Origin of the sequence: Janthinobacterium sp. FW305-128 (assembly GCF_020858135.1) — a bacterium.
Taxonomy (GTDB): domain Bacteria; phylum Pseudomonadota; class Gammaproteobacteria; order Burkholderiales; family Burkholderiaceae_D; genus Janthinobacterium.
In genome coordinates this window covers 316,654-340,535 of the sequence record NZ_JACYMK010000006.1, presented here as the reverse complement: position 1 = coordinate 340,535, position 23,882 = coordinate 316,654, and the positions used below count along the sequence as shown (strand labels likewise).

The following is a 23,882-nucleotide window of genomic DNA, read 5'->3' as shown; positions in this document are numbered from 1 at the left end:
ATCTGGAGCGGGAGAAGAGTCTCGAACTCTCGACCTCAACCTTGGCAAGGTTGCGCTCTACCAACTGAGCTACTCCCGCGTCATCAACAACAGGCCAGCATTATAGAGGGATTACAGGGGCTGTCAACGGGCAATATCTGGTCTTTTGCAAAATATTTGGGGTCAGACCCTTTGGGTCTGACCCCAGCTCTTGCGTTTGGGTTAAAAAGACGCCAGCCCAATGCTATCGGCGTCCATCACCTCAATGCAAATTGCCCGCTTTTTCCTTGATGAGCGGCCATGCCAGGCGCAAGTAATAGAACATCGACCACACCGTCAGCACGCAGGCGATCCACAGCAGCTTCTCGCCCCACACATGGGTGTCGATCGCGCCGAAGATCACTTCGTGGTACAGCAGCAAGGGAATGGCCGTCATTTGCGCGGCCGTCTTGATCTTGCCGATCGAGCTGACGGCCACCGATTTCGACGCGCCGATCTGCGCCATCCATTCGCGCAAGGCGGAAATCGTGATTTCACGGCCGATGATGATGAAGGCCAGCACGGCATTGACACGGTCCAGCTGCACCAGCACCAGCAAGGCGCCCGCCACCATCAGCTTGTCGGCGACCGGGTCGAGGAAGGCGCCGAAGGCGGACGTCTGGTTCCAGCGCCGCGCAAGGAAACCATCGAACCAGTCGGTCACGGCCGCAACGATGAAGACCAGGGTGGCAACGAGGTTCTGGTCGCCATGCAGCAGCATCGACGGCGGCAGGTAAAACACGCCGACGACGAGCGGGATCAGGGCCACGCGCAGCCAGGTCAAAAGGATGGGAATATTAAAAGGCATAAGAGAGCAATCGGCCGACGGGTAAATTGAACATGAAGAAAGCGTGAAGAAAGCGCCACTAGTCTACATGGCCCGGCAACATTAGCCTAGTCCGGTTGCCGCAGCGCCGGACCAGGCCCCCATCCATTAATGCAGCTGCTTGTAGATCTCTTCCGCCAGTTGCGTGGAAATCCCCTCCACCGACATCAGATCCTCGACGCTGGCGTCGACCACGCCGCGCAAGCCGCCAAAGCGCGACAGCAGTTTCTGGCGGCGCTTGGCGCCGATTCCTTCGATTTCTTCCAGGCGCGACGTCTGGCGCGTCTTGGCCCGCTTGGCGCGCATGCCGGTAATGGCAAAGCGGTGCGCCTCGTCGCGGATCTGCGCGATCAGCATCAGGGCCGCCGATTCCTTGCCCAGTTCCTGCGCCGCGCGGCCATCGACGAACAGCAGGGTTTCCAGGCCCACCTTGCGCCCTTCCCCCTTGGCCACGCCGACAATCAAGCTGATATCGAGTCCCAGCTCGGCGAACACCTGGCGCGCCATTTCGATCTGGCCCTTGCCGCCGTCGATCAGCACCACGTCGGGCATCACGCCGTCGCCATTGGCCACCTTATCGTAGCGGCGCATCAAGACCTGGCGCATGGCCGCGTAATCGTCGCCGGGCGTGATGTCGTTGATGTTGTAGCGCCGGTATTCGCCATTCTGCATGGCGTGGTGGTGGAATACGACGCACGAGGCCTGCGTCGCTTCGCCCTGCGTGTGGCTGATGTCGAAACATTCGACGCGCAGGCTATCGAGATCCTCCGTTTCCAGGCGCAGCGCCTCGGCCAGCGCCCGCGTGCGCGACTGCTGCGAGCCCTGCTCGGACAACAATCGCGCCAGCGAAATCCCGGCGCCCTTCTGCGCCATTTCCAGCCACTGGCGACGCTGACCCTGCGGCTGGAAGATCAGGTTGATGCGGTGGCCGCACTGCTCCATCAGGGCCACCATCAGGGCCGGCTGGTCGAACTCGATATTCAGGATCAAGGTGCCGGGAATGAATTTTTCCGTGTAGTGCTGGGCCAGGAAGGCGGCCAGCACTTCCACCTCGATCGGCTCTTCGGCAATCGCCGCCGCATCGCTGAGCTGGCTGGGGAAATAGGCGCGGTCGCCCAGGTGGCGCCCGCCCCGCACCATGGCCAGGTTGACGCAGGCGCGCCCGCCCTGCACCAGCACGGCGATGATGTCGACGTCGGCGTCGCCCGTCGTTTCCATGCTCTGCTGGTGCAGCACGCGCGACAGCGAGGCGATCTGGTTGCGCACCACCACGGCTTGCTCGAATTTCAGTTCGGCGGCAAACGCGTGCATCTTCTTTTCCAGGTCGGCCAGCACTTCGCTCTGGCGCCCGCGCAGGAAGCGCGCCGCGTTTTCCACGTCGTTCTTGTAGTCTTCCTTGCTGATCAGGTCCACGCAGGGTGCGCTGCAGCGGCCGATCTGGTGCAGCAGGCAGGGCCGCGTGCGGTTGGCGTACACGCTGTCCTCGCAGGTGCGGATGAGAAAAACCTTTTGCAGGATCTGCATCGATTCCTTGACGGCCCAGGAACTGGGGAACGGCCCGAAATACTGGTTTTTCTTGTCCACCGCGCCCCGGTAATACACCATGCGCGGCGCATCGCCATTGGTGATTTTCAGATACGGATACGATTTATCATCGCGGAACAGGATGTTGTAACGCGGCTGCAGCGCCTTGATCAGGTTGTTTTCCAGGATCAGCGCTTCCGCCTCGCTGTGCGTGACCGTCGTTTCCAGGCGCGCGATGCGCTCGACCATCATGGCGATGCGGGGGCTGGCCAGGTTTTTCTGGAAATAGCTGGACACGCGCTTTTTCAGGTCGCGCGCCTTGCCGACGTACAGCACCTTGTCGGCGGCGTCGAAATAGCGGTACACGCCGGGCAGGTTCGGCAGCTTGGCGACGGTGGCCAGCACCTGCGCGCGCGGGTCGGGCGGCGTTTCCGTGGAATTGAGGTCGGGTATTGCTTCGGTCATTGCTGGCTCTTAAATGGGGTCAGACCCGCCGGGGGAATACGTCCCAGTGGGACGCATTCCGATCGAAAAGACTGACCCCAGCAGTCGTCTGCATTACGGCGCTTGCTCCACAATCACAAACGCCACGGCATACTCTTCTTCATCGCTGATCGTCACTTGCGCGCTCAAGCGATTCTTTTCCATGAAGTCGGCCAGCACGCCGCTGCAGACGATCATCGGCTTGCCGCTGGGGTGGTTCAGCATTTGCGCGGCGGGCCACGTCATCGGCATGCGCAAGCCCAGGCCGATGGCCTTGGAAAACGCCTCCTTGGCCGCAAAACGGGTGGCGAGAAAACGCACGCCGCGCACGGCGTTCTTGGCGCTGCGGGCGCGGAACTTGTCCAGCTCCTGCGGTCCCAGTATCTTTTTGGCGAAACGCTCGCCGTGGCGCGCCAGAGCCGCCTCGATGCGGGGAATCTTGCAGATGTCGGTGCCGATGCCGTAGATCATGGCGCTCTCCCTTGTGCGCGTTTATGCTTTGCCAGCGAGGCGCGTCGCCACCATGATGGCCTTCATTTCGCGCACGGCGTTTTCCCAGCCGACAAACACGGCATGAGCGACGATGGCGTGGCCGATGTTCAGTTCGGCAATATCGGGAATCGCGGCGATCGCCTGCACATTGGTGTAATGCAAGCCGTGGCCCGCGTTGACCTTCAAGCCGCGGCCCACGCCGAACAGCACGCCCGCCTTGATGCGTTCCAGTTCCGCCAGCTGTTCCGCGCCTTGCGTATCGGCGTAGCGCCCCGTGTGCAGTTCGATCACGGGCGCACCGAGTTCGGCGGCGGCGGCGATCTGCTGTTCGTCCGCGTCGATGAACAGGCTCACGCGGATGCCCTCGCCCTGCAATTGCTTGACGGCAGCCTGCACTTCCTTGAAATAGCGCACCACGTCCAGGCCACCCTCGGTCGTCACTTCCGTGCGTTTTTCCGGTACCAGGCACACGTCGGCCGGGCGGATGCCGCAGGCGAAGTCGATCATTTCCTGCGTCACGGCCGCTTCCAGGTTCATGCGCGTGAGCAACTGCGGCGCGATGGCGATCACGTCCGCATCCTTGATGTGACGGCGGTCTTCGCGCAGGTGCAGGGTGATGGCGTCGGCGCCCGCCTGTTCGGCCAGCAAGGCCGCGCGGATCGGGTCCGGATACGCGGTGCCGCGCGCATTGCGCAAGGTGGCCACGTGGTCGATATTGACGCCCAGGTCGATGACGGGGCCGGAAGGCTGCAAAAAGCTCATAGTGATGGTATCCGTAAAGTGCTGTAGCGCAACCGCTACAACTGCATTAAATCGATCAGTATCTGGCGCGTGTTCAAGGTGGCGCCCCCCAGTTGATGGGCCAGCAAAAATCGCATCAGCAGCTTGCTTTGCGCCTGCGTGGCCACGTCAAGGTAATCTTCGCGCTCCATGTCGAGCAGGGTCTTGCCCGTGATCTTGGGCCAGGCGTCGGCGGCGCGCGCCGGGCGCGGTCCCCGTTCCGGGTCGACCACGTACACCTGCCCCGCTTCGACGGCCTGGCGCGTGCCCGTGCAGCGCGTCAAGTCGGCCGCCACGCCCGTTTCCTTGAGCAGCGCGCGCTCGAACTTGCGCAGCACGATGGGCGGCGGCTCATTGTGCGCCAGTTGATTCAAGGTGGCAACGTAGTGGTCGAACAGCACGGGATGCGGGTCATCGCGCGCCAGCAGTTTGACGAGCAATTCGTTCAGATAGAAGCCGCACAGCAGGGCCGTCTTTTCCAGCGGCAGCATGCCGCCCACCCATTCCGCGCCCGTCAGGATGCGCAGTTCGGACTTGCCCGCCCAGCCCGCCTGCAGCGGCTGGAACGTCTGCAGCACGCCGCGCAACTGCGAATGGGGCCGCTTGGCGCCCTTGGCGACGAGCGCGATGCGGCCGTACTCGCGCGTAAACACGTCGACGATGAGGCTGGTCTCTTTATGCGGATAGCTGTGCAGCACGAAGGCTGGCTGGCCCGTGATGCGGCCGTCGCGCGCGGGCGGACGGCTGCGCCGGGGTGCTGCGGAAGGTGCGGCCGGCGGCGCGATGGCCGCCGGCGCGGGGACAACGGGTGAGGCTGGCGCGGGATCGTGCAGCGCTGGCGTGGTGGTGCTCATGCGTGTGGTGTCGCCCCCGGGTTGCGGATTACTCGTAGCCGTAGGCGCGCAAGCCCGCCTCGTTGTCGGCCCAGCCCGACTTGACCTTGACCCAGATTTCCAGGTACACGGGGCCGCCGAACAGTTTTTCCATATCCAGGCGGGCCTGGGTGGAGACTTCCTTCAGGCGCGCGCCCTTGTTGCCGATGATCATGGATTTATGCGTATCGCGCTCGACCAGGATGGCGGCGAACACGCGGCGCAAATCGCCTTCCTGCTCGAATTTCTCGATCAGCACGGTGCTCGTGTACGGCAGTTCGTCGCCGACGAAGCGGAACAGTTTTTCGCGCACGATTTCCGAGGCGAGGAATTTCTCGCTGCGGTCCGTGATGTCGTCCGGGCCAAAGATAGGCTGGTTTTCCGGCAAGAAGCGCTTGATCTCGTTCTGCAGGCCTTCCAGCTGGAAATGCAGCTTGGCGGACACAGGAACAATGGCGGCGAAGTCGCGCATGGCGGCGATCTTTTGCGCGAACGGCAGCAGCACGGCCTTGTCCTTGACCCTGTCCGATTTATTGATGACGAGGATGCACGGCACTTCCTTCGGCAGCAGGTCCATCACTTGCTGGTCGGCCGGGCCGAACGTGCCCGCCTCGATCACGTATAAGATCACGTCCGAGGAAATCAGGGTGTTCGTGACGGTCTTGTTCAGCGTCTTGTTCAGCGCGTTCGAGTGGCGCGTCTGGAAGCCAGGCGTGTCGACGTAGATGAATTGCGCGTCCGGCACCGTCTGGATGCCCGTGATGCGGTGGCGCGTGGTTTGCGCCTTGCGCGAAGTGATGCTGACCTTCGCGCCGATCAGCACGTTCATCAGGGTCGATTTGCCCACGTTGGGGCGGCCCACGATGGCGATATAGCCACAGCGGAAGTTGTCGGGCATTTTGGTGGCTGTCATGCTAGTGTCGATTCTGTTTAGTGTGAGCGGCGATCGCCGGGGCAGCCGGGGCTGGCGCGTCGTCGCTCTGGATGGTGGCAATGCCGGCCAGCTTGAGCTGGGCGGCGCGCGGTTTGGGCTTGCGGCTGGCGGCAGGCGACTTCAACAGCGCCTGCTCGGCCACGTCCAGCGCCAGTTTGGCGGCGGCTTGCTCACCGGCGCGGCGGCTTCCGCCACGGCCGTAAACCTGGATGTTCAATTTCGGCACCAGGCATTCGATCTCGAATTCCTGGCTGTGGGCGGCGCCATGGGTAGCCACCACGTTGTACTGTGGCAGCGAAATTTTCTTGCTTTGCAAAAACTCCTGCAGCAGGGTCTTGGCATCCTTGCCCAGGGTTTGCGGATCGACCGAGTCGAGGATGGGAATGTAGAAGGCGCGGATCACCGTGCTGGCGGCGTCGAAGCCCGTGTCGAGGAAGATGGCGCCCAGCAAGGCTTCCAGCGTGTCGGCGAGGATCGACGGACGGCGGAAGCCGCCCGATTTGAGCTCGCCTTCGCCCAGGCGCAAAAATTGCGACAATTCCAGCTTTTGCGCGATTTCATACAGCGACTGCTGCTTGACCAGGTTGGCACGCAGGCGCGACAGGTCGCCTTCGTCGATGGTCTTGAAACGTTCGTACAGGATGGAAGCGACCACGCAGTTGAGGATGGAGTCGCCGAGGAATTCCAGCCGCTCGTTATGCAAACTGCTGTGGCTACGGTGCGTCAAGGCTTGCTGCAACAGGCCAGCATCCTGGAACGTATAGCCTAAACGGGTTTGCAATAGCTGAAGATTCATTGTTGTTTCTGTGTCATCTGAGTAATTCGGCTGGCCGCCGCGCGGGGAGTCGGCGCGGCAGCCATGGTTGGTCCATTACAGACCAGGCCGGCTTAGTGTATGCCGCCCACGCGTTTCGGATTGCTGAAGTTCATCCACACCAGGAAAGCCTTGCCGACGATATTCTCGTTCGGCACGAAACCCCAGTAGCGGCTGTCCGCGCTATTGTCGCGGTTATCGCCCATCATGAAGTAATTGCCTTGTGGCACCACACACGTGAAGCCGTCTTCGTTGTAGTTGCACGCCTCCTTGTGCGGGAAATCCTTCACTTCGCGCAAGTTCAACGTGGGAGCGGGCTCGTCGTTGAGGATGCGGTGGCTCACGCCCGTCAGGTTTTCTTCCAGCTGCTTGTGGTAGACCGTGCTTTCGTCATCGAGGTAGTCGTCCAGCGGGGTGTACGCCACTTCCTTGCCGTTGACCGTCAAGCGCTTGTTTTCATAGGTGATTTTATCACCGGGCACCCCGATCACGCGCTTGATATAGTCTTGCGACATATCTTTCGGATACTTGAACACCATCACGTCGCCGCGCTGCGGATCATTGACTTCAATGATGCGCTTGTTGACGATCGGCAAACGAATGCCATAGGTGAACTTGTTTACCAGGATCAAATCGCCGACCAGCAAGGTCGGCACCATCGAGCTCGACGGGATCTTGAACGGCTCGTACAGGAACGAACGCAGGCAAAACACGAGGGCGATGACGGGAAAGAAGCTGCCCGAATACTCGACCCAGGTCGGCTGGCGCAACAGATCTGCCTCGATGGCGGCGCGGCGGCTGCTGCTACTACCATCGGACTTGATGCCTTCAGCCAACGACTTCGCTTGACGCTCATCGAACTCGGCCAGGGCACGGTCGGCCGCCTTGCGGCGCTGCTTGGACAGATAAAATACATCCAGGCACCAGACCAGGCCCGTCAACACCATCAGCACGAACAGGATTAAAGCGAAATTTCCTAAAATCACTTGCAGGTTCATTGATTAACCATCCACTTGTAAAATTGCCAGGAATGCCTCTTGCGGGATCTCCACGGAACCCACTTGCTTCATGCGTTTCTTGCCCGCTTTTTGTTTTTCCAGCAATTTCTTCTTGCGGCTGATGTCGCCGCCGTAGCACTTGGCCAGGACGTTCTTGCGCAAGGCTTTTACGTTCTCGCGCGAAATGATGTTCGCGCCGATGGTCGCCTGGATGGCCACGTCGAACATCTGGCGCGGAATCAGTTCGCGCATCTTGGCAGCCACCTGACGGCCACGGTACTGGCTGTTCGAACGGTGAACGATGATGGCCAGCGCATCGACTTTTTCGCTGTTGATCAGCATGTCAACCTTGACCACGTCGGCCGCGCGGTATTCCTTGAACTCGTAATCCATCGAGGCATAGCCGCGCGACGTCGATTTCAGGCGGTCGAAGAAGTCCAGCACGATCTCGGCCATCGGCATTTCATACACGAGCTTGACCTGGCGGCCGTGGTAGCTCATGTCCATCTGGATGCCGCGCTTGCCGATACACAGGGTGATCACGGAGCCCACGTATTCCTGCGGCATGTACAGATTGACCGTGACGATAGGCTCGCGCACTTCCTCGATGCGCGACGGATCGGGCATCTTCGACGGATTGTCGACGTTGATCATGGTGCCGTCGCGCTGGATCACTTCGTACACGACGGTCGGCGCCGTGGTGATCAGGTCCATGTCGAATTCGCGTTCGAGGCGCTCCTGCACGATTTCCATGTGCAGCAAGCCCAGGAAGCCGCAGCGGAAGCCGAAGCCCAGCGCCTGTGACACTTCCGGCTCGTACATCAGGGCCGCATCGTTCAGTTTCAGCTTTTCCAGCGAGTCGCGCAGCGCGTCGTACTGGTTCGCTTCCACGGGGAACAGGCCCGCGAACACTTGCGGCTGCACTTCCTTGAAGCCAGGCAATGGCGCGGCGGCAGGACGGTTGGCCAGGGTGACGGTATCGCCCACTTTCGCCGCTTTCAATTCCTTGATGCCGGCGATGATGAAGCCCACCTGGCCTGCCGACAACTGCGGCAAGGATTGCGAACGGGGCGAAAACACGCCGATGTCTTCCACCAGCTGCACCGAATCGGTGGCCATCAGGCGGATCTTGTCTTTCGGTTTCAGGGTACCGTTGATCACGCGCACCAGCATGACCACGCCCACATAGGCGTCATACCAGGAGTCGACGATCAGCGCCTGCAGCGGTGCATCGGGGTCGCCCTTCGGTGGCGGCACCTTGACGATCAGCTGCTCGAGCACGTCCAGCACGCCGAAGCCCGTCTTGGCCGAGCAATGCACGGCGTCGCCCGCGTCGATGCCGATCACGTCTTCGATCTCGGCAATCGCGCTCGGCGGATCCGCGTTCGGCAAATCGATCTTGTTCAGGACGGGCACCACTTCCACGCCCAGATCCAGCGCCGTGTAGCAGTTGGCGACCGTTTGCGCTTCCACGCCTTGCGATGCATCCACCACCAGCAGCGCGCCTTCGCACGCCGACAGCGAGCGCGACACTTCATAGCTGAAGTCGACGTGGCCGGGCGTATCGATCAGGTTCAGGTTGTAGATCTGGCCATCGCGCGCCTTGTAGTGCAGGGCCGCCGTTTGCGCCTTGATGGTAATGCCGCGCTCGCGCTCCAGATCCATCGAATCGAGCACCTGCGCCTCCATCTCGCGGTCGGACAAGCCGCCGCACAATTGAATGATGCGGTCAGCCAGGGTCGATTTACCGTGGTCAATATGGGCGATGATGGAGAAGTTGCGTATGTTGTTCATTAACTAATATAAGTGCGAAGTTGACGACACTGCTTTAACAGGAATCAGGGGGATCATGTCCGGGCCAAACAGGGCCAAAACCAGGCGCCCCACTCATGATGAAAAAAGCGCTCCGAGCAGGACATCTGCATGCCCAGGCGAGCGCTTTTGAAGCGACAGAAGCTGCTGCCTCGGACAGTAGCTTTTTCGACCTCCCCATTTTACCGGATTTCAGAGTAGAAAGCCCGTCTTATGAGGCCGGCACCGGGGCAAGCCGATATTTTCGGCTGTTTTCAGCACCAGAATGGTGCAATGCAGTGTCAATATTGACAGTTAAACTACATCAGGCTGCGCCGCACGGCCGCCTCGTCGAGAAAATAATGGCAGAGCTCGGGCTGCGCCAGGTCGCCGAACAGCACCGGCACCAGCTCGTCGAAACGGGCCAGCAGGGAGGCGTCGGGCGAGGCGTCGATGTCGATCACCTCCACCGTGAACGGTTTGCCGGGCGGCTGCAGCAGGAGCAAGGCGTCGAGCATGTCCTGGCAAAGGTGGCAATAACTGCGGGAATAGAGCGTGAAGTGCATGGAAAAGAGAAAAAGGCATCCCGGCCACAGCCGGGATGCAGGTGAATCAGAACCTTACTTCGCCGACGGGCGCAGCGAAACGAATTGCGCTACGTCGCCACGGCGCACCAGCACGGCCGACGTCTTTTTCGGATCGAGCTTGGCCACGAGGGCGTTGAACTGCTTGGCGTCTTTCACGGCAACGTTATTCAGCTGCAAGATCACGTCGCCAGGCTGCAGGCCGGCCAGAGCCGCCACGCCATCGGCCTCGTCAACCTGCACGCCGGCGTCGATCTTCAATTCCTGTTTCTTCGCGGCCGGCACGTCGCTGACCTTCAGCCCCAGTGCATTGACGGCTTGCGCTTCCGGCTCCCTGGCGCCCTTCTTCGCCGTTTTCTCGCTTTCCAGCTCGACGACGGTGACGGGAATGTCCTGCTGCGCACCCTTGCGCCAGACGGTGAGCGTGGACTTGCCGTTGACGGGAGCGCCGCCCACCAGACGCGGCAGGTCGGACGAACGCTCGATCGGCGCGCCGTTGAATTTCAGGATGATGTCGCCCGGCTTGATGCCCGCCTTGTCGGCCGGACCGCCCGGCTCCACCATCGACACTTGCGCGCCCTTGGCATTCGGCAAGCCCAGCGATCCCGCCACGTCCTTGCTCACTTCGCCGATCTGCACACCGATGCGGCCGCGCACGACCTTGCCCGTCTTTTTCAGCTGCTCGCCTACGCGCATGGCTTCATCGATGGGCACGGCAAATGAAATGCCGTTGTAGGCGCCGGACAGGGTAGCGATCTGCGAATTGATGCCGATCACTTCGCCGCGCATATTGATCAGGGGACCGCCCGAGTTGCCGGGATTGACGGCAACGTCGCTCTGGATCAACGGCAGGTAGTCGCCCGTGTCGCGCGACTTGGCGGAAATAATGCCGGCCGTCACCGTGTTTTCCAGGTTGAACGGCGAGCCGATGGCGATCACCCATTCGCCCACGCGGATCTTGTTCGAATCGCCGATAGTCAGGCGCGGCAGGTTGCCGCCCTCGATTTTCAGCAGGGCTACGTCGGTGCGCGCATCGGCGCCGATCACCTTGGCCTTGAATTCGCGCTTGTCCGTCAGCGTCACGTAAACCTCGTCGGCGCCATCGACCACGTGGGCATTGCTCAGCACGTAGCCATCGGCCGAGATGATGAAGCCGGAACCGACACCGCGCTGCACTTCCTGTTCCTGCGGCACGGCGCGGCGGCCGCCACGCGGCGCCTGCTGGCGCGGCGTCGGCATGGTGCCGCCGAAGAAGCGGCGCAGGAATTCCTGCATTTCCTGCTCATCCTGACTGCCGGCGCCGGCGCCGCCCATTCTCAGGCGTTCGGTGGTGCGGATATTCACCACGGCCGGGCCAACGGCGTCGACCAGGTCCGAGAAATCAGGCAGTTTCACTGCCGGCACGGCGGCCTGCGCCTGTGGCGCCAGGCCCAGCATGGTGGGAGCCAGAAACACGCCAGCGGTACCGAACAATAAGGCGGAAAGCGTCTTTACTGAAAACGACTTGCTGGCGGCACACATGTTTTTTTTCATGGAAAGGATCTCTTCGAATATATAAACGGATCAAAACGCGAATCAGGCGATTGCCTGCGTGCACGATTGGCCGTCATGACGGCGTCCCCGGGGCAAACCCATCCGGTAGCGCGCATGGCAGCAACAATATATCGCAAAAGCAAGATATTGCCTGCACACAGTGTCAATCGTACCGAAGGCCAGTGTCAAGAGGGCGACAGGAACGTTAAGCCTGGCATAAGATGGCGAAACGCCCTAGCGCTGCGCCAGCGGCCCCGCCTCCAGCGGCTCGGCTGCACCCGGCGGCACGATGGCGGCGGACAGGGGCAGCAGCGGTTCCGCATGGGCAGGCGCCGACTCGGCGGCCAGGCGGCTGGCCAGGCGTGCATCGAACTGGGCGCTCAGTGCATGGCCGCACTGCTCCGAGCGCAGCACGTCACCGATATGGCGATAGACATTCCAGGCTTGCCTCCCCTCATCCGTGTCGAGGGCGGCAAAAGCCAGTTCGAGTTCGCTCGCCGCCAGCTCGCCATCGGCCAGGGCGGAAATAGTCTCGTGCAATCGTGTGTGCGTATCCATGATGGGTCCTGCCATTTCAAGAGGATCGGTGCGAAAACCGGGCGCAGCCATGCCAACCTCATACTCTTCAGATTACCAGCGCTTGTCAATTGGCATGTCCAGCAACGGTTTCAATTTTTCCGCAATCACTTCGCGCGCGCGAAAAATCCGGCTGCGCACGGTGCCGATGGGGCACGCCATGATCTCCGATATTTCTTCATAGCTCAGGCCCTCGATCTCGCGCAGCACGATGGCAGTGCGCAATTCGATGGGCAGCACATCCATGGCCGCATTGACGGTGGCCGCAATCTGCTTGCTCGCCAGCACCGATTCCGGTGTATTGTTGTCACGCAATTTATTGCCATCATCGAAGGACTCGGCCTGCTCGGCGTCGGCATCGCTGGACGTGGCGGCGCGCCTCCCCTGCGTGACGAGATAATTCTTGGCCGTATTGATGCCGATGCGGTACAGCCAGGTATAAAAGGCGGCATCGCCGCGAAAATGGCGCAGCGCCCGGTATGCCTTGATAAAGGTTTCCTGCACCACATCTTCGGCCTCCGCCGGGTCGTGCACCAGGCGCGACACGAGGCGCATCAAGCGGCGCTGGTATTTCGATACCAGCACATCGAATGCCCTTTTGTCGCCAGCCTGCACCCGCTCGACCAGTAACTGATCATACTCGCGCTCTGTCCTCACGCCCAATGTCCCTGTAGTCATGCAGCGTGGGCGCCTGTATGGATATAGAGTTGGCCCGCTGCAAGAAGTTCAGTGTTCGCCCCACTTTTATTCGTCCCCACTCCGCGCCGCAATGGCCCGGCACGCCACGGCCAGCGGGCGGAAGGCGGGGCAGCCGCCGCCGCGCTGCACCAGCACCTGCGTGCGCCGCCCTGCGGCATCGGCCAGGCACAGCACCAGCAGCGACGGCCACAGGGTCGAGCCCGGCAACAGGCGCAGTCCTGACGGCGGCGACGGCCCCGGGCCGGGCGGCGCCGCCACCCCGCCGGCATCCGCCCCTGGCGCTCCGCCATGCTCCAGATATACCGCCAGCCGCAATTGGCCAACCGGCGAAATATCAAGCGTCTGCGGCTTTCTGCGCCTGCGCAGCAAAGCGAGCAACAACACGCCGCCAGCCGTGCTCAGCAACGCACCGGGCCAGCCCAGCGCATAGCCGCCCACCAGTTGGCCAGGCACCGCCGCAGCGCGCCACGCACCGCTCAGGGGCCAGGCGGCCAGCAAGGCGCACAGTCCCAGCACCGCTTGCAACAGACGCAAACAGACAGGCGTGCGAATGACAGCCGCTACTGCGATTGACATACTTCATGGGAAAAAAAAGGCGCGCCGGCAACATGCCGGGCAAATTCAGGCGCCAACGAACGTTGGCGCCGAATCAGCGCTCACTACGATTTGACCGTAGCGAGCGCTTGAAAGTTCCTGCTTATTTCGCTTTACCGAAAATCAGTGTGCCATTCGTGCCGCCGAAGCCGAACGAATTCTTCACTGCATAATCGATCTTCATATCCCGCGCCGTGTTGGCACAGAAATCGAGATCGCAAGCCGGATCCTGGTTGAAGATGTTGATGGTCGGTGGCGACACCTGATGGTGCAATGCCAGGACCGTAAACACCGCTTCCAGACCGCCCGCGCCGCCCAGCAAATGGCCCGTCATCGACTTGGTCGAGTTGACAACCAGATTCTTGGCGTGCTCGCCGAAGGTGCGTTTGATGCCCATCACTTCCGCCACGTCGCCTTGCGGGGTCGACGTGCCGTGCGCGTTCAGGTACTGAATCTGATCCGCGTTCAAGCCGGCGTTGTTGAGGGCCGCGATCACCGATTTGCTGCCGCCGCTGCCATCTTCCAGCGGCGAGGTCATGTGATAAGCATCTGCGCTCATCCCGAAACCATGCACTTCGGCATAGATCTTGGCACCACGGGCCACCGCGTGCTCGTAGTCTTCCAGCACCATGACGCCAGCGCCCTCGCCCAGCACGAAGCCGTCGCGGTCGGTATCCCACGGACGCGATGCCGTTGCCGGATCGTCGTTGCGGGTCGACAAGGCGCGCGCCGAGGCGAAACCGCCCAGGCCCAGCGGCGACACGGTCGATTCAGCGCCACCGGCGATCATGACGTCGGCATCGCCGTACTCGATCATGCGCGCTGCGGCACCGATGCTGTGCAAACCGGTGGTACACGCCGTCACGATCGCCAGATTCGGGCCCTTCAGACCATATTTGATCGAAAGGTTGCCAGAGATCATGTTAATGATCGAGGCAGGCACGAAAAAGGGCGAGATACGGCGCGGACCGCGCTTTTCGTACTCGGACTTGGTTTCCTCGATCAGCGGCAAGCCGCCGATACCGGAACCGATGATCACGCCGATGCGCTCGGCGTTTTCTTCGGTCACTTCCAGGCCGGAGTCCTGCATCGCCTGGATGCCGGCAGCCATGCCGTAATGGATAAAGGTATCCATGTGGCGTGCTTCCTTACCGGAGATATACTCTTCGATATTGAAGCCTTTGACTTCACCGGCAAAATGCGTGGTGAATGGCTGTGCATCAAACTTGGTAATCGTGGCAATGCCGGATTTACCTTCAATGATTGCGCCCCACGCCTCGGCAATAGTATTGCCGACAGGTGAAACGCAGCCCAGGCCGGTGACAACAACACGACGGTTTTTAGAACGGCTCAAGCGATTCTCCTGAAGTCGGTCAGACAGGCTTAGGCCTTGACGTGTGCGGTGGCGTAGTCGATCGCCTGTTGCACGGTGGTGATTTTTTCAGCTTGTTCGTCAGGGATTTCCATTTCGAATTCGTCTTCCAGGGCCATGACCAGTTCCACGGTGTCCAGGGAATCGGCGCCGAGATCGTCGACGAAGGAGGATTCGATTTTGATGTCTGCTTCTGCAACGCCCAGTTGCTCAGCGACGATTTTCTTAACGCGTTGTTCGATATCCGACATGTTATGGCTCCAAAGTGTGTGTTACGGAAAGTGCGCGCATTTTATCAGGTTTGCGCGTCCGAATACTAATTTCGGTGTCTGCTGCTAATTCGACCGAAGCTGCTGCTAAAAGATGCGATTATAGACAAAAACGGCCATTGAATGATGCCACAAACGCCCGCCCCGTCTAGCTTTCACATCAATTCATGTACATACCGCCGTTCACGTGCAGGGTGGTGCCCGTGATGTAGGCCGCTTGCGGCGAGGCCAAAAAGGCCACCGCCGCCGCCACGTCTTCCGGTTTGCCCAGGCGGGAAAGGGGAATTTGCGTCAACAGGGCCGCGTGCTGCTCTTCGCTCAGGGCCTTGGTCATGTCGGTATCGATGAAGCCAGGGGCGATGCAGTTCACGGTAATGTTGCGGCTGCCGATTTCGCGCGCCAGGGCGCGGCTCATGCCTTCCACGCCGGCCTTGGCCGCCGCGTAATTCATTTGCCCCGGATTGCCCGACGACGCCACCACCGACGTGATATTAATGATACGCCCAGTTTTGGCTTTCATCATCCCGCGCAGTACGGCGCGCGACAGGCGGCCGACGGCCGACAGGTTCGTGGAAATCACGCTGTCCCACTCTTCATCCTTCATGCGCATGGCCAGCTGGTCTTGCGTAATGCCCGCGTTATTGACGAGGATGGACAGGCTGCCGTAGGCTTTCTGCACTTCATCGACGACGGCTGCGCAGCGCGCCGCATCGGTCACGTTCAGGACCAGGCCCTTGCCCGTGACGCCTTCGGCGGCCAGGTAATCGGTGATCGCTTGCGCACCGCTTTCCGAGGTGGCGGTGCCAACCACGGTAGCACCCTGTTTGCCCAGTTCGGTGGCGATGGCGCGGCCGATGCCGCGCGAGGCGCCCGTGACCAGCACGACTTGATTTGCTAAATTCATGAGTATCCTTAAAAGCAAGCGCGGCAGGCAGGCTGCCGCGATCTGATGTTTATTTGAGCTGCGTCAAAATGCGTTCCAGCGAAGCCTGGTCGACGATGGCGTCGCCCACCAGCACGGGATCGATGCGCTTGGCCAGGCCCATCAGGACCTTGCCCGGGCCGCATTCGATCACTTGCGTGATGCCGTCTGCCGCCACTTTTTGCATGGTTTCCACCCAGCGCACGGGACTGGCTGCCTGGCGCACGAGCGCATCCTTGATGCCGGCGACGTCGTTGACGATGGCCACGTCGACGTTGTTGATCAGGGCGATCTGCGGCGCGGCGAACGTCAGGCCGGCCATGTACTCGCGCAAGCGGTCCGATGCCGGTTTCAGCAGCGACGAGTGGAATGGCGCGGAAACGGGCAGCTTCATGGCGCGTTTGGCGCCCTTGGCCTTGGCCAGTTCGCAGGCGCGCTCAACGGCCGCCGTGTGGCCGGCGATGACCACTTGCGCCGGCGCATTGAAATTGACGGGCTCGACCACCAAGGCCGGGTTTTCCGCCGCCGCTTCCGCACAGGCGGCGCGCACGTCATCATCCGACAGGCCCAGCACGACAGCCATCGTGCCCTGCCCTACCGGTACGGCTTCCTGCATGGCTTGCGCGCGGAAACGCACGAGCGGCACGGCATCCTTGAACGAGATCACGCCGGCGGCGACCAGCGCCGAATATTCACCGAGGCTGTGGCCGGCCACGACCGTCGGCACGGGGCCGCCGGCCGCCAGCCAGGCGCGGTAGAAGGCCACGGCCGCCGTCAGCATCACCGGTTGCGTATTGGTGGTCAGGTCCAGCTCTTCCTTCGGACCTTCGGCGATCAGCTTGCCCAGGTCGCATTGCAGGGCATCCGACGCTTCGGCGACGGTTTGCGCAACCACGGGGTTGCCGGCGAAACCATCGAGCATCGCAATCGCTTGCGAGCCTTGGCCTGGGAAAACAAATGCAAATTGTGTCATGTCGACTCCGTTTTTTTACTATTTAGAGAATCAGAGACCCAAAGGCAACTGCTGGGGTACGTCCCTGCGGGATCGGAATGCATTCCATTGGAATGTATTCCCCCGACGGGTCGGACCCCAAAGTCAGCCTTCGGCTATCACATCCTTGCCAGCACGGCGCCCCAGGTAAAGCCGCCGCCCACGCCTTCCATCATGACGTTGTCGCCCTTCTTGACCCGGCCGTCGCGCACGGCGATGTCGAGCGCCAGCGGGATCGAGGCGGCCGAAGTGTTGCCATGCTGGTCGACGGTGACGACCATCTTGTCCAGCGGCAAGCCCAGTTTCTTCGCCGTGCTGTTCATGATGCGGATATTTGCCTGGTGCGGGATCAGCCAGTCGATCTGGTCCGACGTCATGTTGGCGTGTTCGAGGGCTTCGTGTGCGACCTTTTCCAGCACGGACACGGCCAGCTTGAAGACGGCGGGGCCATCCATGTACAGGAAGGCGCTGCCGTCCAGCGCGCCGCCAGCCAGGCTGCCCGGCACGCTGAGGATGTTCGAGTGGCGGCCGTCCGCGTGCAGCTTGGTGGCCAGAATGCCGGGGTCTTTCGACGCCGTCATGACGATGGCGCCGGCGCCGTCCCCGAACAGCACGCAAGTGCCGCGATCGTCGAAATTGAGGATGCGCGAAAACACTTCGGCGCCGATCACCAGCACGTTTTTATGCATGCCCGATTGAATAAAACTGTCGGCCGTGGCCACCGCATACACGAAACCGCTGCAGACGGCTTGCACGTCGACGGCGGCGCAATTGTTCGTGATGCCCAGCTTGTTTTGCACGATGCAGGCGGTGCTGGGGAAGCTGCCGAAGAAGTCGGGGGTCGAGCTGGCGACGATGATGAGGTCGAGGTCGTTGCCGTTCAGGCCAGCCATCTCCAAGGCCTTTTTGGCCGCTTCCACGCCCAGGTCCGAGGAGTTTTGCGTTGGCGCCGCGTAATGGCGCGCCGAGATGCCGCTGCGCGAGACGATCCATTCATCCGACGTCTCGATGCCCTTGGCGGCCAGCTGTTCGGTCAAGTCCTGGTTGGTGACGCGCTTCTCCGGCAGGTAGCTGCCGGTACCGATAATTTTGCTGTAAGTTTTGCTAAAAATAGTCATGCAAGTACCCGTCCACTAAATGGTAGAGCTTGTTGATGTAGGTTCATCTGGAACTGGCGTGCGCGGCATCAACTCGGCGATCATGCTGGCCAAGTGCGCTTGCACGTCATTTTTTGCCGCATCAAAGGCGCGGCGCAAGGCCCATTCGAAGGAATAAGCATCGGCGCTGCCATGGCTCTTGAAGACGAGGCCACGCAAGCCCAGCAGGCTGGCGCCGTTGTAACGCGATGGATTCAAGCGGTTGCCGATGGCTTTCAGGGCTCCGCGGGCGATCAGCGCGCCCAGCATGGTAATCGGATTGCGCTTGAATTCGGAAGTGAGCACGTCTTTCATGAAGCGCGCCAGGCCTTCGATGGCTTTCAGGGTCACATTGCCGACAAAACCGTCGCAGACGACGATATCGGTCGTGCCTTTGAAGATATCGTTGCCTTCCACGTTGCCGTAGAAGTTCAGCGCGCCACGCTCGTGGTCGGCCTGCAGCAGCTTCGAGGTGAGTTTCACCACTTCATTGCCCTTGATATCTTCCGTGCCCACGTTCAGCAAGCCGATCGTCGGGCGTTCGATACCCTCCATGGCGGACACGAGCACGGAGCCCATGATGGCGAACTGGTGCAAGTGATGCGGTTCGCAATCGACGTTGGCGCCCAGGTCCAGCATGTAGGTCGGGCCGTTCTTTTGATTCGGCAAGATGCTGCAGATGGCCGGGCGGTCGACGCCGGACATGGTTTTCAATACGTAGCGCGACACGGCCATCAAGGCTGCCGTATTACCGGCGGAAACGGAGGCTTGCGCCACGCCGCTCTTGACTTGTTCGATGGCCACGCGCATGGAGGAATCCTTCTTGCGGCGCAGGGCCACTTCCAGGGGATCGTCCATGGTAACTTGTTCGGAGGCATGCAATACCGACAGGCGCGGATGCGTGTCGGCTTTATGTTTCTTCAGTTCGGCACGAATCACATCTTCCAATCCAACAAGGATCAGTTCGGCTTCAGGCTCATGTTTTACGAAGGAAATTGCTGCGGGGATAGTGACTGAGGGACCGTGATCTCCGCCCATGCAGTCGATAGAAATTTTGATTGTCATTTGTGTTGATTCAATACCGCTGCGGGCGTGCGGCAAGATGTGAATCGGACTGGAGCATATGCAGGGCGCAGCATGTCATGCACAGGCCTGGACAGCGTGATTCAAAATGACGGGTGTGCAAGATGAATTGCAGCCGATAAAAAAGAAGAAGCGGCGCCACGCCGAATAACCACGCAACACCGCTTTCATCTTACCCAACAAAAACGTCGATTACTCGTCGTTTTTGGTCTTCAACACTTTACGGCCACGATAGAAGCCGTTAGGGCTGATATGGTGACGCATGTGTGTTTCGCCGGTAACTGGCTCGACGCTCAATTGCGGCGCGACCAGGAAGTCGTGCGAACGGTGCATGCCGCGCTTGGAAGGGGTTTTCTTGTTCTGTTGAACTGCCATGATGACTCCTAATACATAAGTTCTAAAATTTTAGCACAATCGATTGGCAAATACATGCGAATCGAGTATCCCAGCGGCAAAGACTACCCGAAAATAGCCCGGACCGACATCGTTTATTACAATTACATTTCACTACACTTGCCATACTCGATTACTACACGCGTTTGACACGTTCTCTAAAAGGGACCTCACAAACCTACTGCGCTTCCCACTATCGCCTTGGCGGCGCTCAGTACTTCCGTACGCTTGCGCTACTCAAGACGATATTGGGCCGCTCGCTACGGTTTTTGAGGCCCCCTACAAACTACCACTACTACTTAACTTATTCTGGCTTCAAGTCTTTCAGTGCCGCGAACGGCGACTTCTTTTCAGACTTGAGAGCATCGAGCTGCGCCGTATCGGGGCAGACGTCGTGTTTGGGTACCTGCGGCAGGGCCAGCAAGGCTTCATCTTCGATCAGGGCCGCGGCATCCATGCTGCGGCTGCCGACGATCACGTCGATCGATTCATCGTTGATGATTTCTTCGATCTCGTCCGCGTGCTCGTCATCCTTGCCCAGCATCAGAGTGGTCGTCGAATCAATTGCGTAAGCATACGGAGTCAGGCAGCGCTGGCAAACCAGCTGAACGGTGCCGTTGACCGACAAGGTCAGTTGTGGGTAGCCCAGCTTGCTGGTGCCGCCGACGATCTTCCAGGCAATCTCGCCGGAATTATCTGCACAATCCTTGGTCAACCGGGTCATTTCAGCGACAGGAGTTACACCCTCGCGGCTCCCGCTGATACGACAAAAATCAAAGGCGTCGATCACAAAAGCATTCATTGGTAGAAAATTTCCCCGGAAAACCTGCGATAATAACAGGGTTTTTAGCACGGAGTCAAAGGCTAAGCATCTTTTTTGACGCAATCATTGCCATCAACATGACAACTTCATCAACACCGTCATGCCGCATGGAGCCTCAGTTATGGGCTCTGCGCCCTGGAATTTGCGTGAAATCCCACTGACATCGACCTGCGCGGCCATGCCGGCCGCCATCCACTACCGAATGATACCAACTTCCGCCCCATTGCGCTTGATTCTTGCATCGAGCTCGACCTACCGCAAGGAATTGCTGCAACGCCTGCGCCTGCCTTTCGAGGTGGCCGTGCCCGATCTCGACGAAAGCCCCCTGCCAGGCGAAAGCCCCAGCGCCACGGCCTTGCGCCTGGCGCAGGCCAAGGCGCAGGCCGTGCTCGACCGCTATCCTGGCAGTCTCGTCATTGGCTCCGACCAGGTCGCCACCCTGGACGGCGCGCAGATCGGCAAGCCAGGCAGCCATGCGAACGCCCTGCGCCAGCTGCAAACCATGCGCGGGCGCCAGACCGTGTTCCACACGGCCCTGTGCCTGCTCGATGGCCGCCAGACGCCGGCAGTGGCGCAGGTGGAAGATATCCAGACCCTCGTCACCGTGCGCGACTTGCCCGACGCGGAACTGGACGCCTACCTGCGCATCGAGCAGCCGTACGACTGCGCCGGCAGCGCCAAGAACGAAGGCCTGGGCATCGCCCTGCTTGAACGCATCGACAGCACCGACCCGACCGCCCTCACCGGCTTGCCGCTGATCGCCCTCACCGGCATGCTGCGCAAGGCGGGCGTGGCGTTTTTTAAAATTTAAAATACCCCTAACGGCAACATCTGGGGTCAGACCCGACGGGGGAGTGCGCTCCAATGGAGCACACTCCGATCCCGAAGGGACTGCCCCCGGCAGTTTGACGTTGGGGTACTAACATGACTGACTAAAATCCATGACCGGCACCCTGTACCTGATCCCCAACCACCTCGGCCTGTCCGATGGCGCCATCGACCCGCTGGCCCGCATCATTCCCGAGCAGGTGCGGCAGATCACCTCGCAACTCGATTATTTCGTTGCGGAAAACGCCAAGACGGCGCGTGCCTTCCTGAAATTGATCGGCAACCAGCATCCGCTGGCCAAGCCGCTGCAGGAAATCACGATTTCCGAACTCAACGTCAATACCCCGGCGCAAGCGCTGGCCGGCTTGCTGGCACCGCTGCTGGCGGGACGCGATGCGGGCCTCGTGTCGGAGGCGGGCGTGCCCGCCGTGGCCGACCCCGGCGCCGACCTGGTACACCTGGCGCATCAGCACGGCATTAAAGTGCGTCCGCTGGTGGGCCCGTCGTCGATCCTGCTGGCCGTGATGGCCAGCGGCTTGAACGGCCAGAGCTTCGCCTTCAACGGCTACCTGCCCACGGACGCGGCCCTGCGCGCCAAGCGCATCAAGGAACTGGAAAGCCGTTCGCGCAATGAAAAGCAAACTCAGCTGTTCATCGAAACGCCATACCGCAACGCCGCCATGCTCGAAGCCCTCGTGGCACAATGCGCGCCGTCAACCCTGATCTGCGTCGCCACGGACCTGAGCCTGGACTCGGAAAACGTGCAGACGTGGAATGGCGGACAGTGGAAGAAACAATTGGCCGCCGGCAAGGCACCTGACTTCCACAAGAAACCGACCGTGTTCTTGCTGTTGGGGCAGTAAACACAAACGCCACGGGCAATTACCCGTGGCGTTTTTTATTGCAGCACTAACCGAGGACGACTATACGCGCCGTGTACCGGTGTTCTTTTGACCGCCCTTGCCCGTCTCCAGCACAAACTTCGCGCCATCGTCGCGGCCCAGCACCTTGACCAGGTAGGGCATGACTTCGCGCAGCATCGGCTCCAGGGTGTACGGCGGGTTCAAGATGAACATGCCGCTGCTGTGCAAGCCGAAGCCGTCCGGCGACGGCGTATTGACGGTCAGGGTCACGTGCAGCCAGTCCGAGCTGGGCAATTGCTTGAGCTTGTCGGCGAACTGGCGCGATTCCATGCGCTGCAGCACCGGGTACCAGACGGCGTAGATGCCGGACGGGAAGCGCACGAGGGCGTCGGCCAGGGTGTCCTTGACCTTGCGGTAATCCATCTTGTCTTCGTATGGCGGGTCGATCAGCACCAGCGCGCGGCGCGATGGCGGCGGCAGCAGGGCTTTCAGGCTCTGGAAACCGTCCGCCTTGGTGATGAGCACGCGCTTGCCGCGCACGGTCGGACGCTCGCCCTGGGCCAGCGCATGCGCCTCGACCTTGCGGAAGTTGTCAGCCAGAATCTTGGCATCGGCAGGATGCAGTTCGAACAGGCGCAGACGGTCTTGCTCGCGGCTGACCTTGTCGGCGCAGTACGGCGAACCCGGGTAGTAGCGCATCTTGCCGCTCGGATTCATTTCCTTGATCAGCTTCATGTACTCGGCCAGCGAGGCCGGCCAGTCCGTACGGTCCCACAGGGGCGCGATGCCCGTTTCGTACTCGGCATTTTTCGAGGCATAACCGCCGTCGAGCGCATACACGCCCGCGCCGGAATGGGTATCGATATAACTATAGGCGGTATCTTTTTGATTCAGGTATTGCAATAACTGAATCTGCACATAATGTTTCAACACATCGGCGTGATTACCCGCGTGAAAGGCGTGGCGGTAACTCAACATAAGCTGGCTAATTCCATAATAAAAATAAACAAAGGCGGGAGCGCTGACACCGGGCAGGGCATGAAAACAGACTGGAGGGGGTCAGGCTGCGGGGCCAGGAAACAGCATGGACCAGCGTAATCAGCGCGCAATTATCAGCATTATCCACCAGAAAGGTGTATTGCATCAAAAAACACCCATAAACAAGCTCATGCATTCTCGGGACTGAGGGGGCCGGGCGCGGTAGAATACGCGCATCGGGCGCCCGCGCCCATCCGCCTACTGATCTGATACGACCATGCACAGCCTGACCCTCACGACCGATAACCGCGCCGACGTCGCGGCAGCCCTGGCCGGCCCGCGCTGGACGGTGGCCTGCCTGTGCGCGCTGTGGTGCGGCACTTGCGGCAGCTACCGCGCCACGTTCGAGGAACTGGCCGCGCGCCATCCGGACACCGTCTTCGTCTGGATCGACATCGAAGACCAGGCCGACGTGGTGGGCGACCTCGACATCGACAACTTCCCCACCCTGCTGATCCAGCACGAAGACAACGTGGCCTTCTTCGGCACCGTGCTGCCCGACGGCGGCCTGGCGCACCGCATGGTGCAGGCGCAGCAGGCGCTCAGCGCCGAGGAACTGGCGGCGCTGGCCACCAGCACGCAGGAACGGCGCGACTGGCAGCGCGACTGCAATCTGCGCCATTTACTGGCTACCACGCTGGCCTGA

The 23,882-nt window shown here is 60.8% G+C and carries 26 protein-coding genes and 1 tRNA gene; 3 read left to right on the top strand and 24 right to left on the bottom strand.

Features of this window, described 5'->3' with window-relative positions:
- Positions 1–3 precede the first annotated feature (3 nt).
- The 23 genes from IGS60_RS15275 to IGS60_RS15165 all read right to left on the bottom strand — a co-directional run bounded on the left by IGS60_RS15275 (position 4) and on the right by IGS60_RS15165 (position 20,486).
- A tRNA-Gly gene (locus IGS60_RS15275) sits at positions 4–79 on the bottom strand.
- A 162-nt stretch (positions 80–241) separates the two neighbouring features.
- On the bottom strand, positions 242–826 hold the full coding sequence (gene pgsA / locus IGS60_RS15270) for a CDP-diacylglycerol--glycerol-3-phosphate 3-phosphatidyltransferase (RefSeq protein ID WP_034749601.1): 585 nt from the start codon (positions 824–826) through the stop codon (positions 242–244).
- Between the two features lie 126 nt (positions 827–952).
- Positions 953–2,833 (bottom strand): excinuclease ABC subunit UvrC, encoded by a 1,881-nt coding sequence (gene uvrC, locus IGS60_RS15265; RefSeq protein ID WP_230505295.1) that lies wholly within the window; start codon positions 2,831–2,833, stop codon positions 953–955.
- Positions 2,834–2,926: 93 nt separating this feature from the next.
- Complete coding sequence (acpS, locus tag IGS60_RS15260) at positions 2,927–3,322, bottom strand: holo-ACP synthase (RefSeq protein ID WP_070223854.1); 396 nt, start codon at positions 3,320–3,322, stop codon at positions 2,927–2,929.
- 21 nt (positions 3,323–3,343) lie between these two features.
- Complete coding sequence (gene pdxJ / locus IGS60_RS15255) at positions 3,344–4,105, bottom strand: pyridoxine 5'-phosphate synthase (protein ID WP_230505293.1); 762 nt, start codon at positions 4,103–4,105, stop codon at positions 3,344–3,346.
- Between the two features lie 35 nt (positions 4,106–4,140).
- Complete coding sequence (recO, locus tag IGS60_RS15250; RefSeq protein ID WP_230505290.1) at positions 4,141–4,977, bottom strand: DNA repair protein RecO; 837 nt, start codon at positions 4,975–4,977, stop codon at positions 4,141–4,143.
- 28 nt (positions 4,978–5,005) lie between these two features.
- Positions 5,006–5,908 (bottom strand): GTPase Era, encoded by a 903-nt coding sequence (gene era, locus IGS60_RS15245; protein ID WP_034749612.1) that lies wholly within the window; start codon positions 5,906–5,908, stop codon positions 5,006–5,008.
- A 1-nt stretch (position 5,909) separates the two neighbouring features.
- Positions 5,910–6,725 carry a ribonuclease III gene (gene rnc, locus IGS60_RS15240; RefSeq protein WP_070223860.1) on the bottom strand — a complete coding sequence of 272 codons (816 nt, stop codon included), beginning with the start codon at positions 6,723–6,725 and terminating at the stop codon, positions 5,910–5,912.
- A gap of 92 nt (positions 6,726–6,817) precedes the next feature.
- A complete protein-coding gene (lepB, locus tag IGS60_RS15235) occupies positions 6,818–7,741 on the bottom strand; it encodes a signal peptidase I (RefSeq protein ID WP_121670004.1) in 924 nt (307 codons plus the stop codon).
- A gap of 3 nt (positions 7,742–7,744) precedes the next feature.
- On the bottom strand, positions 7,745–9,535 hold the full coding sequence (lepA, locus tag IGS60_RS15230) for a translation elongation factor 4 (RefSeq protein ID WP_034749621.1): 1,791 nt from the start codon (positions 9,533–9,535) through the stop codon (positions 7,745–7,747).
- A 317-nt stretch (positions 9,536–9,852) separates the two neighbouring features.
- On the bottom strand, positions 9,853–10,098 hold the full coding sequence (locus IGS60_RS15225) for a glutaredoxin family protein (RefSeq protein ID WP_070288655.1): 246 nt from the start codon (positions 10,096–10,098) through the stop codon (positions 9,853–9,855).
- A 54-nt stretch (positions 10,099–10,152) separates the two neighbouring features.
- Complete coding sequence (locus IGS60_RS15220) at positions 10,153–11,649, bottom strand: DegQ family serine endoprotease (protein WP_070288656.1); 1,497 nt, start codon at positions 11,647–11,649, stop codon at positions 10,153–10,155.
- A 234-nt stretch (positions 11,650–11,883) separates the two neighbouring features.
- On the bottom strand, positions 11,884–12,207 hold the full coding sequence (locus IGS60_RS15215; RefSeq protein ID WP_070288657.1) for a sigma-E factor negative regulatory protein: 324 nt from the start codon (positions 12,205–12,207) through the stop codon (positions 11,884–11,886).
- A gap of 72 nt (positions 12,208–12,279) precedes the next feature.
- Positions 12,280–12,903, bottom strand: a complete 624-nt coding sequence (gene rpoE / locus IGS60_RS15210; protein ID WP_070223871.1) for an RNA polymerase sigma factor RpoE — start codon at positions 12,901–12,903, stop codon at positions 12,280–12,282.
- 66 nt (positions 12,904–12,969) lie between these two features.
- Positions 12,970–13,500: a hypothetical protein gene (locus tag IGS60_RS15205; protein WP_162995738.1), complete on the bottom strand. Its 531-nt coding sequence runs from the start codon at positions 13,498–13,500 to the stop codon at positions 12,970–12,972.
- Positions 13,501–13,621: 121 nt separating this feature from the next.
- The gene (fabF, locus tag IGS60_RS15200) at positions 13,622–14,872 is read right to left on the bottom strand and encodes a beta-ketoacyl-ACP synthase II (protein ID WP_070223875.1); all 1,251 of its coding nucleotides are present in this window, start codon (positions 14,870–14,872) and stop codon (positions 13,622–13,624) included.
- A 29-nt stretch (positions 14,873–14,901) separates the two neighbouring features.
- Positions 14,902–15,141: an acyl carrier protein gene (gene acpP / locus IGS60_RS15195; RefSeq protein WP_008449912.1), complete on the bottom strand. Its 240-nt coding sequence runs from the start codon at positions 15,139–15,141 to the stop codon at positions 14,902–14,904.
- 178 nt (positions 15,142–15,319) lie between these two features.
- On the bottom strand, positions 15,320–16,063 hold the full coding sequence (gene fabG / locus IGS60_RS15190) for a 3-oxoacyl-ACP reductase FabG (protein WP_070223877.1): 744 nt from the start codon (positions 16,061–16,063) through the stop codon (positions 15,320–15,322).
- A gap of 49 nt (positions 16,064–16,112) precedes the next feature.
- Positions 16,113–17,054, bottom strand: coding sequence for an ACP S-malonyltransferase (gene fabD / locus IGS60_RS15185; RefSeq protein ID WP_070223879.1), 942 nt, complete (start codon positions 17,052–17,054; stop codon positions 16,113–16,115).
- Positions 17,055–17,191: 137 nt separating this feature from the next.
- On the bottom strand, positions 17,192–18,190 hold the full coding sequence (locus tag IGS60_RS15180) for a beta-ketoacyl-ACP synthase III (protein WP_230505288.1): 999 nt from the start codon (positions 18,188–18,190) through the stop codon (positions 17,192–17,194).
- 15 nt (positions 18,191–18,205) lie between these two features.
- A complete protein-coding gene (plsX, locus tag IGS60_RS15175; protein ID WP_230505287.1) occupies positions 18,206–19,273 on the bottom strand; it encodes a phosphate acyltransferase PlsX in 1,068 nt (355 codons plus the stop codon).
- A gap of 210 nt (positions 19,274–19,483) precedes the next feature.
- On the bottom strand, positions 19,484–19,666 hold the full coding sequence (gene rpmF, locus IGS60_RS15170) for a 50S ribosomal protein L32 (RefSeq protein ID WP_034749653.1): 183 nt from the start codon (positions 19,664–19,666) through the stop codon (positions 19,484–19,486).
- Between the two features lie 322 nt (positions 19,667–19,988).
- On the bottom strand, positions 19,989–20,486 hold the full coding sequence (locus IGS60_RS15165) for a DUF177 domain-containing protein (RefSeq protein WP_121670008.1): 498 nt from the start codon (positions 20,484–20,486) through the stop codon (positions 19,989–19,991).
- 223 nt (positions 20,487–20,709) lie between these two features.
- Between IGS60_RS15165 and IGS60_RS15160 the strand changes: the two genes are divergently transcribed.
- The gene (locus tag IGS60_RS15160; RefSeq protein ID WP_230505285.1) at positions 20,710–21,318 is read left to right on the top strand and encodes a Maf-like protein; all 609 of its coding nucleotides are present in this window, start codon (positions 20,710–20,712) and stop codon (positions 21,316–21,318) included.
- A 130-nt stretch (positions 21,319–21,448) separates the two neighbouring features.
- Positions 21,449–22,198, top strand: coding sequence for an SAM-dependent methyltransferase (locus IGS60_RS15155; protein ID WP_230505283.1), 750 nt, complete (start codon positions 21,449–21,451; stop codon positions 22,196–22,198).
- Positions 22,199–22,258: 60 nt separating this feature from the next.
- Here the strand turns inward: IGS60_RS15155 and IGS60_RS15150 are convergent, their stop codons facing one another.
- Positions 22,259–23,176 (bottom strand): 23S rRNA (adenine(2030)-N(6))-methyltransferase RlmJ, encoded by a 918-nt coding sequence (locus IGS60_RS15150; RefSeq protein WP_070288661.1) that lies wholly within the window; start codon positions 23,174–23,176, stop codon positions 22,259–22,261.
- Between the two features lie 277 nt (positions 23,177–23,453).
- On the opposite strand from IGS60_RS15150, the gene IGS60_RS15145 reads away from it, so the two are divergent.
- Positions 23,454–23,882 carry a thioredoxin family protein gene (locus IGS60_RS15145; RefSeq protein WP_070288662.1) on the top strand — a complete coding sequence of 143 codons (429 nt, stop codon included), beginning with the start codon at positions 23,454–23,456 and terminating at the stop codon, positions 23,880–23,882.